This is a genomic window from Nitratireductor mangrovi (assembly GCF_007922615.2).
Lineage (GTDB): Bacteria > Pseudomonadota > Alphaproteobacteria > Rhizobiales > Rhizobiaceae > Mangrovimarina > Mangrovimarina mangrovi.
The window spans coordinates 1,151,425-1,166,679 of the sequence record NZ_CP042301.2; the positions used below are offsets into that span (position 1 = coordinate 1,151,425).

Sequence of the window (15,255 nt, forward strand, 5' to 3'; positions counted from 1 at the left end):
GCTACTGGGAAGACGACGGAGGCATTCGCCGATCAGCGACCACCCTCGTCCGGGTGGCAGCGAACGCAGCGTAACGTGAGGGGTACTGGCGCGGACTGTCCAATTGCGCTAGATGGCGCGGCATAGGGGCTTTGCCAAGGTCGCGCGCGGTTCTCGTTGATGATAGTGTGACGGCTGGAGGAGAATAACGATGCCCCGGCCCGGCACGCGCGCCTTTCAGCGGTTTCCGGCGGTTTCAGTCGAACCACGTAGCCTCCAGGCATTCGCGCTCGCGACAGCTTCTGTCGCTGTAGCCTTGGCGGTCAGGTGGGTCCTGGGTTTGTTCGACCCCTCGACGCCTCCCTTTGCTGCCTTCCTGGTGGCCATCGTGGTCACGTCGATCCTGGCCGGCTCCGCCGCGGGCGTTTTTGCTGCGGCAGCCGGATTGCTCACTTCCGTGCTGATGATTGCTCCCCAGGTCCCGTCCGCATTCGGATGGGGAGGAATATTTCAATTCATCGCAACCAGCGGGTTGATCATCTGGATCGCCGACGAGTACCGGCGCCTGTTGCGAAATGTTCAGCAGAAGGAAATCACGCTTGCCCGACAGCAGGAGCTCATGGAGGCTGAAAATTCGGTGCTCGCGATGATTGCCGAAGACCGGCCGCTCGTGGAGACAATGAGAGGCATCGCCGAAACCATCGAAAGATATCTCGATCATCAGGTCCTTGCGTCCGTGCTTCTGCTCGACGCCAAGGAAAAGAAGCTCAGGCATTGCGCAGCACCGAGGCTCCCCAAAGCCTACAATGAGGCAATAGACGGCCTGGATATCGGCCCGGCGGTTGGTTCATGCGGCACAGCAGCCTACCGTGGTGAGCCGGTCTATGTCAGCGACATTCAGACCGATCCGCTGTGGAAGGATTTCCGTTCTCTCGCCGACGAACATGGATTGCGCGCGTGCTGGTCGACGCCGTTCAAGACGCCATCAGGCACTGTCCTGGGCACCTTCGCCGTGTACCACCGGCAACCGCATGCACCCCAATCCTCGGAAATCGAGATCGTCAATCTGCTGACCAAGATTGCTGTGCTCGCCGTCGAACGAAACAACACAAATGAGCAACGCGAGCTTTTGCTGCGAGAGCTCGTACATCGCGTCAAGAACTCCATGGCCGTAGTCAGATCGGTAGCGAGCACCTCGCTGCGGCCGCACGTGGATCGGGAGCATTATCGGGATTTCGAGAAACGCCTCACTGCTCTCGGCGAGGTGCAATCGCTGCTGACGAAGGCCAGTTGGGCGGGGGTTGATCTTAAGACATTGCTCGATCAGTTGGCCATACAGCCCTTCACCGGAACCTCGGACCGGTTTCGGGTAAAGGGGCCGCCTGTCACCCTGCCTGCCGCGATCACGCTTCCGTTCGCGATGGCTATCCACGAATTGTGCACAAATGCCCTGAAGTATGGGGCGCTCAAGAGCTCGGACGGTATCGTCACGGTCGAATGGGGATTCCGCGGCACCGGGTCACAGGCAAATTTCTGCCTGACGTGGACAGAGCGCGGTGGCCCGACCGTAAGGCCGCCGCAGACGACGGGCTTCGGTTCGCTGATGATCGAAAAGGCCTTGGCGCACGCGCTCGGCGGTACGGCGCAATGGAAGTATCAGCCTGAGGGGCTGATATGCGAGATTTTGCTACCCAAGAGTGCTTTCGCCGAGGTTGATCCGGAGGTTTAGTAAGCCGGACGGCGCCTTCCTTTCGCGGGCCAATGCGATGTTGCGCCTGGTGGACGCGGCCTGTGGGAAACGGGGAAGGCATCTTCGGCCCATCGATCACGAGTAGCCGTCAGAGTTGGGTTTTGGTCGGCTACGTGCCGATGCCATTCAAAGTAGCGCGCTCCACGGCATCGATGGTGTAACGCGCAAGTTCAGATGGCACTGGCCGGGAAAAGGTGGGAATCGCCGGGAAACGGCGGGACGAACTGATTTTCGGCAATCTTTTCAAACAGGTGGCGGGAACGCGCGGCGGAGATCGGAGGCCTGACGGGGACCGAGGCCACGCAAGTTCGAATGGCACTAACGGGCCGAAAACGGCCCGGCCGCGCAAGTTCGAATGGCACCGGCAAACGGCGCTTCCTGCAGGGAAAACAATGGCATAGGCGCAAACGGGCGAAATCGCGAAGTGGGAAATGAGTTCCCACTTCCGCAGCCGAGCCAGTTTTCAGCGTAAGCGCTTGGCTTTTCAAGGTTTTTCCCCGTAGCGCGCGCTTCCCCGGTTGGACGGAAGTGGGAAATCCGTATCCGACATTCAGGCGGTCCTGGCGCGCCAGAGGTTGAAGGCATCCTCAAGGGTGACGAAAGCCTCGCGCCGCGAGCGACAGAGGCCGCTGTTGGGCGTGCACGGAAACCAGGCAAACCATCGCCATTCGACGCCGCGATCTGGCGTCCGGAAGATGTAAACGCGGCCGACAGCGAGGGAACCGTCGTAGGCGATGAAATCGCCATCATCGGCCTTCGGCTCCTCGGTCCCGCACCAGGCCAAAGCGACCGGCGCGGCGCCGGCGGTGCATTCGCGGCGAAGGACCATTCTCGTTCAGTGCAAGGTGTTGCCCGCGAGCGCCGGCTCAAAGGCGCGAAGCGCGGCGCCGATCTCGGCCAGGAGCAGCGGCGATGGCGGGCGTTTCAGCCGGCCTCGACCGGTGTCGTTGTCGATCGTGCCCATGACGGGGAAGACCAGGAACTCATCGCTGCCCTTCACCGTCGCGGCGTCAACCGCGAATCCGTGAAGCGGGAAGCGGCCCGCCAGGTAGCTCCGAAGCTGGCGCAGCGCCGCGTCGGACCGGAAGCAGGGTTCGTCGGGCGGGAACACGATGAACTCGTCCGCCTCGGGCACGGACGGATCGTCCGGCCAGGCGCTTCTGGCGCGACCATGCATAGGAACCTCCTCTATGGATGTTCCTATTTTGTTCCAACGATTCCCGTATTGTCAACGGCGGGTCGAGATCAGCGCAAGTTCATAGAAATCCGAGGCGGCGACAGGTGTTCACCACCTTGCGCGCATAGTCCTCCGAATCGACCGCCCGCCAGTTGTCATCGACCAGTTCGCAAACCCGCCTCACCTTGTCGGTCTCATCCGGTTTTGCCTCCGAAAGACGAAACAACTCGGACCGCGCTTCCTGTAGCATTGCCGCCTCGGCTTTTGCGGCCTGCTTTGCCTCCCACTGCCTCCAGAGATATAGCCCGCCGACCGCGATGACGATGCAACAGGCAGCGGCCACCAGGATTTTCAGGACAGCGTTCACAGTTCACCTCCTACCCATCTGACGCGGCCCTCGACGATCAGTTCGGGCTGCTCGTCGACTGGTACCGTCTCAGGCTCGTAACGCGGGTTGTCACTCTTCAGAACGATGCCGCCAGTGCGCAGCAGCTGCACGCGCTTTACGATGACGAGCCCGCCATAGACGACCACATAAACGCCCTCGTCGACAATTTCGCGGATGGAGACGTCGACGATCATCATGTCGCCGTCGCTGATGGTGTCGTGCATGGAGTCGCCGCGGGCGAACATCAACCTGGCGAAACGGGGGCTGACGCCGATACGACGCAACCAGTCCTCGCGAAACGCCACGACTTCGTCGTCATTTGGAAGGGGCTGCGGGACCAAGGCGCCAGGCCCTGCGCTCGGCCGAACATCGAGCTTCGGAATTGGCAGAAATCCGCCGCCTGCTCCCGAATCGCCGCGTTGAATGGGGTGCGTCCCGTTTCCTTCAACCAACCAGTTAAGATCGACGCCTGTCGTTTCTCGCAATTGTGTAAGAAAACCCCATTCTGGGCTCCGCTCTCCCCTCTCGTAACCTCCGAGGGTGTTCTCATGGACACCAATGATCGACGCGAACTCAGTGCGCGTCTTCCCCTGGCGCAGGGACTTTAGGCGCTCGCCCAAGCCGGGTGAGGTTTTTGCAGGTCTTCCCATTCCGATAGATACACGTTCGCGGCGTTAACGCTTTACAAAACCGCAATCGTGTATATTCTCCCCTCTGCTTCCGCCAACATGGAAGTGATTCACCGAAAGAAGGGAGGCCGGGCAGGGCCTCCCTTCACAGGAGGCAGTATGGACCCGATCCAACGCTCGGCCAAGATCAGGGACGCGCTCTATGTCCGCGGCCTGAAGTTCAAGGATATCGACGAGCATTTCCGACTGCCGACCGGCACGGCCTGGCGAACGATGCGCGAGCCGAACCCGAAGGGGGAGGCGGCGCTGTGCGAGGTGCTGGACATGGCGCCGACAGCGCTGTGGCCGGAGCGCTACGACGCGGATGGCGAGCGCCTGAACCCGCAGCCGCTGTCGAACTACAAAAGCCTGCCGACGATGAGCGAGCGGCGCAGGAAGGTGCGCGCGGCATGAGCGCCACCATCATTCCGTTTCCGCGCCGGAATCGTCCGTATTCGCTCGTCGAGCGGATACTGGAGAAGCTGGCATGGGAGCGCGAGATTTGGCCCGAGGCTTGCGGGCGCGCCGCCACTGCTGCGGAAACACCAGCGCCTGACGGCGAGCGGCCTTCACGGTTTGCTCCATGTGCCGGCTCAGGCTGCGAAGGCGATCCGGCGTGATCGGCGAACCGGCCAGGCTCGCGGCGACCTCGGCGTCGCTCATGTCGCCGACATCGTGGATGTCGCCGGCATGCGCGGCGAAGACGCCGCTGTCAGCGATCAGCTTGCCGAGCGCTGCCTCCAGCAGCAGTTCGAGCGCCCAAATGCGGGTCTCAAGGTTTTTGAGGCGGTCCTTGTCCTCAACCGTCATCGTCTCCTCCGGGGCAAGTTGCGAGGGGATGATCAGCGTCGGGCGGCGTTGGCGCGCCGCCCGGCGACTCGTTACGGGCGAAGGGAAGCAGAGCCGTCCTGCAGCGACCAGTCAAAAAGCACCGAGCGTAATTGACAGTATACGGCGCCAAGGCGGCGCGATCCGTCCCCAAACAGCCAATCTCCTGACAAGAGCGAGCCGCGCAACGTGAGCGAGCAAGAGCTGCCCGTCGATCAAATCCGCGTACCGGCCGGCCGGCGGCGCCTCGACCCCGACTGGGTCGAGACGCTGGCCTGGCTGATTGCGGAACAGGGCCAGAAACAGGCGATCGAGGTGATCGCGGAGAGCGAAGGCTACCGGCTAGTCTTCGGCGCGCACCGGCTGGCGGCTGCGCGCCAGGCAGGGTTCGCGACCATTCGCGGCATGGTGAAAGACGCCGAGGCGTTTGCCAACGAGTTCGAGGTCACGCTGCGCGAGATCACGGAGAACCTGGCACGGCGCGAACTCTCGGTGCTCGACCGCTCGGTCGACATCGCGCGCTGGCGCGAGGTCTACGAAGCGACCAACACGATCGCGGGGCGCGGACGGCCGAAAAAGCGGACGGATGCCGACGACGAAGAAAAGAGTCGCAAGTTTGCGACTCTTTTTTCCGAGGTCGCACAGAAGACGCTTGGCGTCAGACGCGACAGCATTTTTCGCGCCCTACGGATCGCCCGCATTCCGGCCGCCGTGCGCGACCGGATCGCACTGCATGCCATCGCCGACAACCAGTCGGAACTGCTGCTCCTGGCCGGCGAGGCGCCGGAACGCCAGGAACAGATCGCCGCGCTGCTGACAGGCGATCCGCCCAAGGCGGCCACGGTCGGCGAGGCGATCGCGCTGATCGACAGGACTGCACCACGATCCAGCGCACCGCGCTGGCAGAAGCTCTCGACAGCGTTCTCACGCCTCAAACCATCCGAGCAAAGCCGGTTCTTCGAGCTGCACGAAGCCGCGATCACACGCTGGCTGTCGGAACGGGGGACGCGATGAAGCGCCGCCGCGATCCGCATACCAGCGACCTGTTCGCGACCGATTGGGAGCCGCCGCAGGTGGCGGTCGGTTATGCGCCCGACGTCGCCGGCCGCGGGCGGCTGGACAGCCGGATCGCACGCCTGGTCAGCCGGGCGCTGCGCGACGCGCGCGACGAGGACGGGAAGGCCCGTGCCGACATCGCCAGATGCATGTCGGCCTATCTCGACCGGCCGGTCTCGGAAGCCATGCTCAACAAGTGGGCGGCGGAGGCCAGCGAGGAGCATCGCATCCCGCTCGACGCTTTCGTGGCGCTGATCGAAGCGACGGAAGCCAAGGACTTGCTCGGCTTTGTGCCGGAGCTGTTCGGCTTCGCCGTGGTTCCCGAACGCTACGCCTCGTTGATCGAGGCGCATCTTTGGGAAGAGCGCGAGCAGGAAGCCGTACGACGCCGACAGGCAGCCGAGATGCGCTGGAGGGCCTCGCGATGAACCGTTTCCAGCCGCGACCACCGATGCCCGGCCTGCCGGCGACGACCATCGCGGCGGCGATGCTCATCGGCGTCGTTGTGCTTTCGATCCTGATCCTCGGGAGGCTCACATGACCAGGCGCACCTGCCCGGTACCGGGCTGCATCAACGAAGTTCCGGCGGGCGCGACAGCGATCTTCTGCGTCGACCACTTCTTCATGCTGCCGGAGAAGGAAACCGCGTGGCTCTTCCGATGGAAGACCAAGACGCTGCGCTGCGACGACCCCGAGGAGCAGCGCTACATGCGCGAACAGCTCGACGGCTATGTCGGACGCGCGGTGAGGCTGATCCAGGTCAAGGAGGCCGCGCTATCGTGAACGCCCGGCGTCCCGTGATTCCGTTTCTCGCCTCGCTGGCGATGGGGTTGCTGATTGCGACCATGGCAACCGCGACCCTGGCAGCACTTATGCACATCGGGGGCGGCGCATGAGCGAGATTTGCCCGCATTGCGGCCAGCCGCTGCCCTCCGAGACCACGTTCGATCCCACCGAAGGCATGGTCTATCGCGGCGGCCAGGCGCTGCACCTCGGGGCGCGCGAGCTGATCGTGATGCAGGCCCTGCAGGGCTCGGCACCGCGACCGATGACGGCGGCCAGGCTGCAGGCCCTGATCGGCGGCCGGACGCCGGCGCGGCGTGTCATCTTCGTCCTGCGCCGGAAGCTCTCCGCGATCGGCCTGGCGATCGAAAACCACAACCGCGCCGGCTACCGGCTGGTCGAAAGGGCCGACCGATGAAGGAGTGGCTGACCGCGCGCGAGATCGCCGAGGAGGCGCTTCCGGAGGTGCCTTCAACCAAGCGGGGCGTCAACGAACTGGCCGAGAGGAAGCGCTGGTACGACAATCCGGCTCTCGCTCGCGAACGCAGCGGGCGCGGCGGCGGCACCGAATACCATATCCACCTCCTGCCCATCCTGGCGCAGATCACCTATGCGCAGCGATACATGACGGTCGGCGCGGCGGAAGAGAGCGCCGACACCGCGCGGCCTGACCAACTCTCCGGCCAGGCCCGGCAGCAGCGGGACGCGCGGCTGGCGATCGTCGCCGCCTATCATCGCTTCACGCGCGGCCTCAATCTCGGCGCGGCAACGCATCTGCAGGTCTTCACCGACAAGTACAATGCCGGGTCGATCGCGGTCGAGGAGTGGGTGCGCGAGACGATCCCGACCGTCTCGAAGCGCTCGCTCCTGCGCTGGCGCTCGGCCCGGCGCGACGGCCGCGGCGACAGGCTCGCCTTCGACCGGGGCGCGTCGCGCAAAGGGACCGGTGTGCTGGACCGCGCGAATGACGGCCAGGTCCGTACCTTCATCCTCGGACTGATCGCACAGCAGCCACACCTTTCGGCCGAGCAGGTCCGCACCCAATGCCGGGACACGTTCGGCGACACGATCAAGGTCGTTTCAAGGGGTGTTGAAAAGAGCATGGCGATACCGCCGACGCGGACGTTCCAGCACGCGCTGAAGCAGCTCAAGGCCAGCAACGAGGTCGCGCTCACCAAGCTGACCAATCCCGACCTTTACCGCTCGACGATGGCGCCGGCGGGCCGCGGCGCGCTGCGGCACATCAGCGAGCCGAACCAGCTCTGGCAGATCGACGCGTCGCCAGTCGACGCGCTCTGCACGGACGGCCGGCATTCGATCTATGGCTGCATCGACATCGCGACGCGGCGGACCGTCTGGCAGGTGTCGCGCACGCCGCGCGCCTCGGCTGTCGCGCTTTTGATCCGCAAAGCCATTCTCGCCTGGGGCACGCCGGACGTCATCAAGACGGACAACGGCACGGATTTTGTGGCGCGCGACACCCAGCGCCTGTTCGCCTCGCTCGACATCGAGGCCGAAGTCTCCGACGCCTACCAGCCGCAGCAGAAGGGCCATGTCGAGCGCGTGATCGGCACGTTCCAGCGGGACTGCGCCGCGCTTCTGCCGGGCTTCGTGGGGCACTCGGTCGCCGACCGCAAGGCGATCGAAAGCCGCAAGTCCTTCGCCGAGCGGCTCGGTGAAACAGAGGCCGAAACCTTCGGGGTCAGTCTGTCGGGCACCGAGCTGCAGGGGCTGGTCGACCGCTGGGCGGCCGAGATCTACGAGCACCGCCCGCACGAGGGTCTCGGCAGGCGGACGCCGCACGACGTTGCCGCTGCCTCACAGCGCCCGCGCCGCGCCGTCGACGAGCGCGCGCTCGACCTACTGCTGATGCCGGTCGCGGGCGGCAACGGCCAGCGGCGGGTGACGAAATTTGGCATCCGGATCGACCATCACCACTACCAGACGCCGACCATCCTGCCGGGCACGGACGTGTTCGTGCGCATGGACCCGAACGACCTCGGCCGCGCCTTCGCCTTCGAGCCGGACGGCGGAACCTTCCTCGGCGAAGCGATCTGCCCCGAGCTGGCCGGCGTTTCGGCCGCCGCGCTGACACGCGCGACCAAGGAAATGCACGCCGAAATCCTCAAGGAGAAGACGCGGGACATCCGGGCCGAGATGAAGCGCATCGCCAAGGGGCCGGCGCTGATAGAAAAGGCCCTCAATGTCGCCGCGAAGGACGCCGCCAAACGCGCGGCAGAGCAGGAAAACATCATCCCACTGCCGCAGCGTTCTGTCGAACACTCGACGCCGCAAATCGCGGCAGCCCTCGATGCAATGACGCCGCGCCGGGCGACCCCGGCGCTCGACGAGCGGGCGGCCGAACTCCACCGCGAAATGCTGGCCGAGCAGGAGGCGCCCGCCTTGAAGGCGGTCGTCACGCCGCTGCGCAAGGAAGAGACACAGCACCAACGGTTCCGCCGCGCGCTCGACATCGAGCGCCGGATCGCGGCCGGCGAGCCTGTTGCCCCGGAAGAGGCGGTCTGGCTCGGCGGCTACCAGTCCGGCCCGGAGTATCGGGCCCTGCGTTCCATGTTCGACGAGTTCGGCGAGGCCATGAGCCTCTGATGAGCCCCGAGGGGCAACCCGACCACGAGAGACGAAGAATGAATGCACCCTTCCATGCCGTCAGCGACGGCTCAACCGCACCGATCAAGAACGTCGCCGCCTGCCGCGGCCTCGTCGAAAGCCTGATCACGGCCCCCGCGCACGTGCCGAACATCGGCGTGTTTTCCGGCCATTCCGGCTACGGCAAGACGATGGCGGCGGCCTATTCGCAGAACAAGACCGGCGCCATCATGATCGAGGTCTTCGACAGTTGGACCCGCAAGAAATTCTGCTGGTCGCTGCTGCGCGAGCTCGGCGTGCAGCAGCCGCGCGGCACGCTCTCAGACATGATGGACGAGATCGTCGAGCGGTTGGCCGACGACCCGTCGCGGCTCCTGATCATCGACGAGGCGCACACGGCGATCGCGCGCGGCATGGTCGAGCTGATCCGCCAGATCAACAAGCTCGCCCATATCCCGATCCTGCTGGTCGGCGAGGAACAGCTGCCGATCCAGCTCTCGGCCTATGAGAACACGGACAATCTGGTGCTTGAGCGGGTGCTGGCGCAGCCCTGCGACCTCGAAGACACGCGAGTGCTGGCGAAGCTCTACCACCCGAAGCTGCCGATCGCCGACGACCTTCTGGAGGCCTTTGCCCGCGAGACCGGCGGGCGGGCGCGGCGTATCGTCTCGACGCTGCAGTCGGCCGCGACCTGGGCGGTGAACCACGGCGCCGAGAGCCTCGACCTTGCTTCCTATCGCGGCCGCATCGTGACCGGCGCGCTGCCGAGACGCCGCACGGGAGCCGCCTGATGCCGACCGACCTCAAGCTCGTCGTTTCCGGGGTGGAGCCGCTGCTGCGCGGGCAGGATCATTTCTGGAAGGTCATCCGCACGCTCGGCGCGGACGGCCGCACCTTCAGCGCCTCGGCGGTCTCGGCCTGCTCGCAAGAGCCACATACCGGCACGATCACGACCTTCCTTCGCCGTCTGCACCTCGCCGGCATCGTCGCCGACACGGGCGAGCGGCAGAAGGCCGCCAACGGCCGCCAGGAAACTCTCTGGCAATTGGCGAAGTCGCCCGAAGCGACTCCGATCGTGAGCAGGGACGGAACGCAGACGCGGCAGCGTTCGGCCCAGCAGCAGATGTGGAACATCATGCGCGGCACGGCCGGCCGCGCCGGCTTCACCTATCGCGACCTCATCGCGCTCGGCTCCACCGACGATCTGGAGATCGCCGACAACACCGCCAAGAGCTTCATCCAGCAGCTGTCGCGCGCCGGCTATCTGCAGAAGCTCGATGCCGGCGGACCCGGCCGGCCGGCGCGCTGGCGGCTGCGCCCGGCGATGAACTCCGGCCCGCTGCCGCCCAAACTGCTACGCGCAAAGCTCGTCTACGACCAGAACCGGGAGCGCGTCACCGGCGACGTGATCGCCGAGGAGGATGCCCGATGAGCGCCCCGGACCGGATCAGCATGGTCGACAAGGCCGTGACCGCCTGGGGCGAACCGCCGGACTGGGTGCGCGAACTCGCCGATCTCGCCGACCGGGAAGGCCAGCGGGCGGCTGCCGGCCGCATCGGCTACTCGGCTTCGACCGTCTCGATGGTGATCGCCAATCGCTATGGCGGCGGCGACCTGGCGCGGGTCGAAGAGAAGGTCCGCGGAGCGCTGATGGGCGTGGTCGTGGACTGTCCGGTGCTCGGCGCGATCGGCCGCGATGTCTGCCTCGACTGGCAGAAGAAGCCGTTCGCGGCGACGTCATCGCGCCGCCTGCAAATGTACCGCGCCTGCCGCGCGGGCTGTCCCCACGCACGCATCAAGAACGGAGTCCGCTGATGGCCAAGGAGTCCCCGAGAACAATGTCCTATGAGCTCTCCGACAGCCTGCGCGAACTGGCGAGCGACCTTTCGGAGTTTGCGTCTGGCGGCGTTGTGCTCGACGGTCCCAATGTCGAGAAGCTGATGCAGCGCATCCGCCATTTCGGCGACCTCGCGCTGGCCCTCGAACACCGGGTGAGCCGCAACATCTGGAACGGCCTTGCCGCGACCGAGCGCGAAGAGCGCGAGCGTGAGACCGCGGCGATCCTCGCCGCCGTTGCCGAGCCGGGCTCCAACGTCACGCTGCTGCCCGGCCTTGAACGCCCGTTCTCGGACGGCCGCCCGGAGACGCTCTCGTGATCGCCATCCGGGAAATCATCGCGCTGACAGCGCTCAATTTCGGGTTCGACGCCCGCGACATCGTCGCTGACAACCGCACCACGCCGGTCCGGATCGCTCGCCATGTCGCGATGTATGTGGCCCGCAAGACGACGCCGCATTCGATGGAAGTGATCGGCAAGGCCTTCAACCGCGACCACACCACGGTGATCTACGCGGTCGAAAAGATCGAGGCGGAGATCCGCGCCGATCCCAAACTGAAGGCGCTCGTCAAGGCGATCGCCAGGAACGTCGAGTTCCGCGAGCGGATCGAGGCGCTCGGCGGCATCGACGTCCTGCCGCTGGCCCGCCGGATCGCAGCGGACCCGGTCCGGCGGGCCATGAGCGCCTCGGTGATGGAGGTCTCGGCGCTGGCCGGGACCATGCTCGACCTGTGGGAAATCGCCCAGGCGGCCGAGGAGGCGATCCGGCTACGCGAACGCGTGATCGCGATCACCAGCGACGAAGTGATGACGTCCGCACTGATGGAGGAGGAGGACGCGACAAGCGCGCGGATCGCTGCGCTGGAGACCGCCATCCTCGACGAAATGGCCGCGCTGCGCGGCGAAACCCCCGAAGAAGAGGAGACGACAGATGGACGCTGTCATTCTTGAAGAGCGCCCGAGCGGCGAAGTGGTGGTGAACGGCAAGACCTACATGCCCGACGCCAAGGGCAACCTGGTGCCGGTCGAGACGATCAAGGCGGCCCACAGGCTGGAAGACGAGACGGTTCGCAAGGTCATCGGCTACGCCGCCGAGCTTTCGGCACAGATTGCGCGCTTCAAGGCGCACACCTTCGACGATCTCTCGGCCTTCGAGGCGCTGCTGGCCCAGGAATACGAAGCGGCGAAGGGCGGCCGGAAGGGGAACAAGACCTTCATGACCTTCGACGGTCTGATGAAGGTGCAGGTCCAGGTCCAGGACACGATCGATTTCGGCCCGCAACTGCAGACCGCCAAGGCGCTGATCGACGAGTGCCTCAACGAGTGGTCGGCCGACAGCCGGCCGGAAATCCGGGCGATCGTGACGCGGGCCTTCAACACGGACAAGGAGGGCCAGATCAACCGCGCCGAGATCTTCATGCTGTTGCGGCTGGAGATCGAGGACGAGCGCTGGGGCCGCGCCATGGAAGCGATCCGCGCCGCCATGCGCGTTGTCGGCTCGAAAACCTATGTCCGCTGCTACCGGCGCCCGGCGATCGACGCGGCCTGGGAAGCCATCACCATCGATTTGGCCAAGGCATAGGAGGCGGGGATGAGCGATGCGACAACAGACGAGAATGTATTTGTGCGCGACATTTTGCCGAGAAGGCTGTTGCTACAATGCTCCGCCGTGTCCGCCGCTTCAGCTGGGTTGAAAGTCGAAAACGCGCCTATACGCTTCTGGGAATTCCCTCTCCGCGGCCTCCAGAGACAACGCCGGACATACTCCTTCGTTGTGACGTCCTTCGGGTATCTTATCCAAATTGAGGGAAGGGAAATCGTTTCCCCGGTTGTCGCTAAAGGTGGCCCGCCAAGCTGGAATGCCATCATTCTTAGCAGTCTCCCAGGACTCTCGATATCGAGGATCACAGAGCTGAATTTGGGCCAGCGCCTCGCGGGTGATGTTTGCGCGATCTGCGTAGACGATAGGAGGGTAGTCGGCCCAAGCCCAACTACCCGTGAGAGAATAACTGGGCTTCTCTTTCGAGGAATCCACTACGAAGCGAATTCCGGTTCCAGTCAAATTAGAATCGTGCACGGACAATCCGTCAAGGTATCCTTGCAACCCCGCGTGCGAGAGATCAGTTTTCTCAAATCGCATTCCTCTCATATCAGTTTCATCCAATTCAGTGCCTATTACTGCGTTGTGAAAGTCACTCCATTCGAAACGAGAGTTACGAAGGGTCATTCCATTCAATACAGCGTTGTCTGCATTGAGAAGGTGAAAGTGTACATTGCTAAATTCGGCGTTCCAAGTGTCGTAACTTACTCTTGCACGTCCACCAAGATCAAAAACGTCTGTCAATGTGTCGTCAGACTTCCAGGAGCCGAAATAGCATGCCTCGTTCTCGTAGATACCAGGTGTCCCGAACCGCATCATTTGACCGCAATCGGGGGCCGTCGGAGCGCCCACCAACCACTTCGCGACTTCGTCGAAAACGAGGGCGACGATTGTCGGATTTCTCTCAATCGATGGAGCGAATTGAACAAACGTAAGCTCGGGTTGGCGGGTGCATTCCCCGTCCAGCACTACGCCGGTCTTTTCACAGCTTATGACCAAGTGGCGTATGGAGCCGGTCAAACGGACAAGATGGGTCAACGCGGATCCCCGCGTCTCTGGATCGAGGACGGGGCTTGCTGCATCTACCCTCAGCTGACGGATCACCTCCCATCGCTCACGCCTTCTTTCGTCCGTGCGGTCGGAGATTTCTTGGAGAACTTGATAAGAGGCGAGAACAACAGACAAAAAAGTGGCCGTGGCCAACACGATACCGAACAACCGTACGAAGCCACTTCCAGTTGCCCGTCGCAAGAATCGCCCAACGAACTGATCAAGTCTTCGCAAGAATTCTCCAAAAACCACGATCAAGAGAAGTACTGCACGAATTGGCTGCAAAACGGCTATCCAAGACTGGGTTGTCGGCGACGGAGTGGGGCCAGATTTGCCGTTTCTAAATTTTTCGGGGCTAATCACTACGATATACCTCCCAGAACCCACGCTTCCACAGGAGAAATTGGCGATCTGTATCGCGATGGTCAACCGCAGGATCTACCCGGAAGCTTTCAACTGTGACAACTCTCGCCACCATCCACGTCGGGCTGAAGCAGCTCGGCATCGCCGAAGACGACGCGCGCGACATCTACGAACGCCAGACCGGCAAGCGCTCCCTGCGCGAAATGTCGCCGCGCGACCATGAGGCGGTGATCGGGGAGCTGCGCCGGCTCGGCTTCCGGCGCCCCGTGAAGGGCGCCCGAAAGCGGCTTCAAGGGCGCTTCGCCAGGAAGCTGCAGGCGCTGTGGATCGCCGGATGGAACCTCGGCCTGGTCCGCAACCGCGCCGACGAGGCGTTGCTCGCCTTCGTCAAGCGGCAGACCGGCATCGACCATGTGCGCTTCCTCCAGAACGCCCATGACGGTGCACGCGCGATCGAAGCCCTGAAGGGCTGGCTGGCGCGCGAGGCGGGCGTGAGCTGGGAGCGCGACAGTTTCGCGGCCTTCTGGCAGGGCGCGCCGGGCGCCCGCATCGCCTCCGCGCAGTGGACGCTGTTGGCGAAGGCCGGCCTCGTCGACGGCGAGTTCGATGCCTTCGTCCGCTTCGTCCAGGAGCATGCCGGCCTCGGCGTCGGGCAGATGACGGCGCGCGACTGGGTCGGCGTGATGAACACGCTGGGCGAGCGGGTGAGGCGGGGTTGACCGACCGCGAAGAACGGCTGTCGGCCGAACTGCTCAATCTGATCGGGCCAGCCGCCTTCCTGCGACTGGCCGAGACCTTTGGCGGCCGCCGGCTGTTCGTTCCGGTTTCGGCCGATGGTACCCAACTGACCAAGGCACTCGGCCGCGAGACGACCGAAAGGCTGATTAAGCGCTACGGCCGATCCTATCTGCGGGTGCCGCTTGCACGCGTCCACCGGGCGCGGCACTATCGCGACGCCGGCCTCTCGAATGGCGAGATCGCGCATCGGCTCGGAATGACCGAGACAGGCGTCGACAAGATCTTTGCCCGTATGTCCGAAAAGCCCCAAAAGGGCGCCCGGCAACTCACCCTCTTCTCCTGACCATCGCACTGCCCGCCACCGCGGGCATGATGCCTGATCTTCAGCCATGGTCTTCTCGGCTTGCACTCGGCCGGCGCCACTCGCCGGC

At 64.3% G+C, this 15,255-nt stretch carries 20 protein-coding genes and 1 pseudogene; 15 read left to right on the forward strand and 6 right to left on the reverse strand.

The window, feature by feature from the left end:
* The first annotated feature begins 190 nt into the window (after window positions 1-190).
* Window positions 191-1,708 (forward strand): sensor histidine kinase, encoded by a 1,518-nt coding sequence (locus FQ775_RS05610; RefSeq protein ID WP_146297750.1) that lies wholly within the window; start codon window positions 191-193, stop codon window positions 1,706-1,708.
* A 571-nt stretch (window positions 1,709-2,279) separates the two neighbouring features.
* On the opposite strand, the gene FQ775_RS05615 is transcribed toward FQ775_RS05610, so the two are convergent.
* From FQ775_RS05615 to FQ775_RS24100, 4 genes are all read right to left on the reverse strand, one after another.
* Window positions 2,280-2,558 (reverse strand): hypothetical protein, encoded by a 279-nt coding sequence (locus FQ775_RS05615; protein ID WP_146297749.1) that lies wholly within the window; start codon window positions 2,556-2,558, stop codon window positions 2,280-2,282.
* A 6-nt stretch (window positions 2,559-2,564) separates the two neighbouring features.
* Window positions 2,565-2,864, reverse strand: a complete 300-nt coding sequence (locus FQ775_RS05620; RefSeq protein WP_146297748.1) for a hypothetical protein — start codon at window positions 2,862-2,864, stop codon at window positions 2,565-2,567.
* Window positions 2,865-2,985: 121 nt separating this feature from the next.
* The gene (locus FQ775_RS05625; RefSeq protein ID WP_146297747.1) at window positions 2,986-3,273 is read right to left on the reverse strand and encodes a hypothetical protein; all 288 of its coding nucleotides are present in this window, start codon (window positions 3,271-3,273) and stop codon (window positions 2,986-2,988) included.
* On the reverse strand, window positions 3,270-3,944 hold the full coding sequence (locus tag FQ775_RS24100) for an XRE family transcriptional regulator (protein WP_146297746.1): 675 nt from the start codon (window positions 3,942-3,944) through the stop codon (window positions 3,270-3,272). Before FQ775_RS24100 ends, FQ775_RS05625 begins: the two co-directional genes overlap by 4 nt.
* Before the next feature lie 138 nt (window positions 3,945-4,082).
* Here FQ775_RS24100 and FQ775_RS05635 point away from each other — a divergent pair, with 138 nt between their 5' ends.
* Window positions 4,083-4,376 (forward strand): helix-turn-helix domain-containing protein, encoded by a 294-nt coding sequence (locus tag FQ775_RS05635; RefSeq protein ID WP_167812773.1) that lies wholly within the window; start codon window positions 4,083-4,085, stop codon window positions 4,374-4,376.
* A 9-nt stretch (window positions 4,377-4,385) separates the two neighbouring features.
* Here the strand turns inward: FQ775_RS05635 and FQ775_RS05640 are convergent, their stop codons facing one another.
* Entirely contained in the window at window positions 4,386-4,772 is a 387-nt protein-coding gene (locus FQ775_RS05640) for a hypothetical protein (protein WP_146297744.1), read from the reverse strand.
* Window positions 4,773-4,973: 201 nt separating this feature from the next.
* On the opposite strand from FQ775_RS05640, the pseudogene FQ775_RS05645 reads away from it, so the two are divergent.
* From FQ775_RS05645 to FQ775_RS05695, 11 genes and pseudogenes are all read left to right on the forward strand, one after another.
* A pseudogene (locus FQ775_RS05645) lies at window positions 4,974-5,804 on the forward strand (ParB/RepB/Spo0J family partition protein); the annotation flags it as partial.
* The gene (locus tag FQ775_RS05650; RefSeq protein WP_146297742.1) at window positions 5,801-6,274 is read left to right on the forward strand and encodes a hypothetical protein; all 474 of its coding nucleotides are present in this window, start codon (window positions 5,801-5,803) and stop codon (window positions 6,272-6,274) included. The pseudogene FQ775_RS05645 and the gene FQ775_RS05650, both read left to right, overlap by 4 nt.
* A gap of 109 nt (window positions 6,275-6,383) precedes the next feature.
* Window positions 6,384-6,629: a hypothetical protein gene (locus tag FQ775_RS05655; protein ID WP_146297741.1), complete on the forward strand. Its 246-nt coding sequence runs from the start codon at window positions 6,384-6,386 to the stop codon at window positions 6,627-6,629.
* 109 nt (window positions 6,630-6,738) lie between these two features.
* A complete protein-coding gene (locus tag FQ775_RS05660) occupies window positions 6,739-7,047 on the forward strand; it encodes a helix-turn-helix domain-containing protein (RefSeq protein WP_146297740.1) in 309 nt (102 codons plus the stop codon).
* Complete coding sequence (locus FQ775_RS05665) at window positions 7,044-9,236, forward strand: DDE-type integrase/transposase/recombinase (RefSeq protein WP_146297739.1); 2,193 nt, start codon at window positions 7,044-7,046, stop codon at window positions 9,234-9,236. Before FQ775_RS05660 ends, FQ775_RS05665 begins: the two co-directional genes overlap by 4 nt.
* Window positions 9,237-9,274: 38 nt before the next feature.
* Entirely contained in the window at window positions 9,275-10,027 is a 753-nt protein-coding gene (locus tag FQ775_RS05670; protein WP_167812774.1) for an AAA family ATPase, read from the forward strand.
* A complete protein-coding gene (locus tag FQ775_RS05675) occupies window positions 10,027-10,668 on the forward strand; it encodes a hypothetical protein (protein ID WP_146297737.1) in 642 nt (213 codons plus the stop codon). Before FQ775_RS05670 ends, FQ775_RS05675 begins: the two co-directional genes overlap by 1 nt.
* Entirely contained in the window at window positions 10,665-11,051 is a 387-nt protein-coding gene (locus FQ775_RS05680) for a transcriptional regulator (protein WP_146297736.1), read from the forward strand. Before FQ775_RS05675 ends, FQ775_RS05680 begins: the two co-directional genes overlap by 4 nt.
* A gap of 23 nt (window positions 11,052-11,074) precedes the next feature.
* Window positions 11,075-11,392, forward strand: coding sequence for a hypothetical protein (locus FQ775_RS05685; protein WP_146297735.1), 318 nt, complete (start codon window positions 11,075-11,077; stop codon window positions 11,390-11,392).
* Window positions 11,389-12,024: a helix-turn-helix domain-containing protein gene (locus tag FQ775_RS05690; protein WP_146297734.1), complete on the forward strand. Its 636-nt coding sequence runs from the start codon at window positions 11,389-11,391 to the stop codon at window positions 12,022-12,024. The genes FQ775_RS05685 and FQ775_RS05690 overlap by 4 nt, the downstream gene beginning before the upstream one ends.
* Window positions 12,005-12,655, forward strand: a complete 651-nt coding sequence (locus FQ775_RS05695; protein WP_146297733.1) for a DUF3164 family protein — start codon at window positions 12,005-12,007, stop codon at window positions 12,653-12,655. The genes FQ775_RS05690 and FQ775_RS05695 overlap by 20 nt, the downstream gene beginning before the upstream one ends.
* A gap of 99 nt (window positions 12,656-12,754) precedes the next feature.
* Here FQ775_RS05695 and FQ775_RS05700 read toward each other — a convergent pair whose 3' ends face one another.
* The gene (locus FQ775_RS05700) at window positions 12,755-14,152 is read right to left on the reverse strand and encodes a pentapeptide repeat-containing protein (protein WP_146297732.1); all 1,398 of its coding nucleotides are present in this window, start codon (window positions 14,150-14,152) and stop codon (window positions 12,755-12,757) included.
* A gap of 29 nt (window positions 14,153-14,181) precedes the next feature.
* Here FQ775_RS05700 and FQ775_RS05705 point away from each other — a divergent pair, with 29 nt between their 5' ends.
* Both FQ775_RS05705 and FQ775_RS05710 read left to right on the forward strand, forming a co-directional pair.
* The gene (locus tag FQ775_RS05705) at window positions 14,182-14,805 is read left to right on the forward strand and encodes a regulatory protein GemA (RefSeq protein ID WP_146297731.1); all 624 of its coding nucleotides are present in this window, start codon (window positions 14,182-14,184) and stop codon (window positions 14,803-14,805) included.
* Entirely contained in the window at window positions 14,802-15,167 is a 366-nt protein-coding gene (locus FQ775_RS05710; protein WP_246730275.1) for a hypothetical protein, read from the forward strand. The genes FQ775_RS05705 and FQ775_RS05710 overlap by 4 nt, the downstream gene beginning before the upstream one ends.
* Window positions 15,168-15,255: the final 88 nt, after the last annotated feature.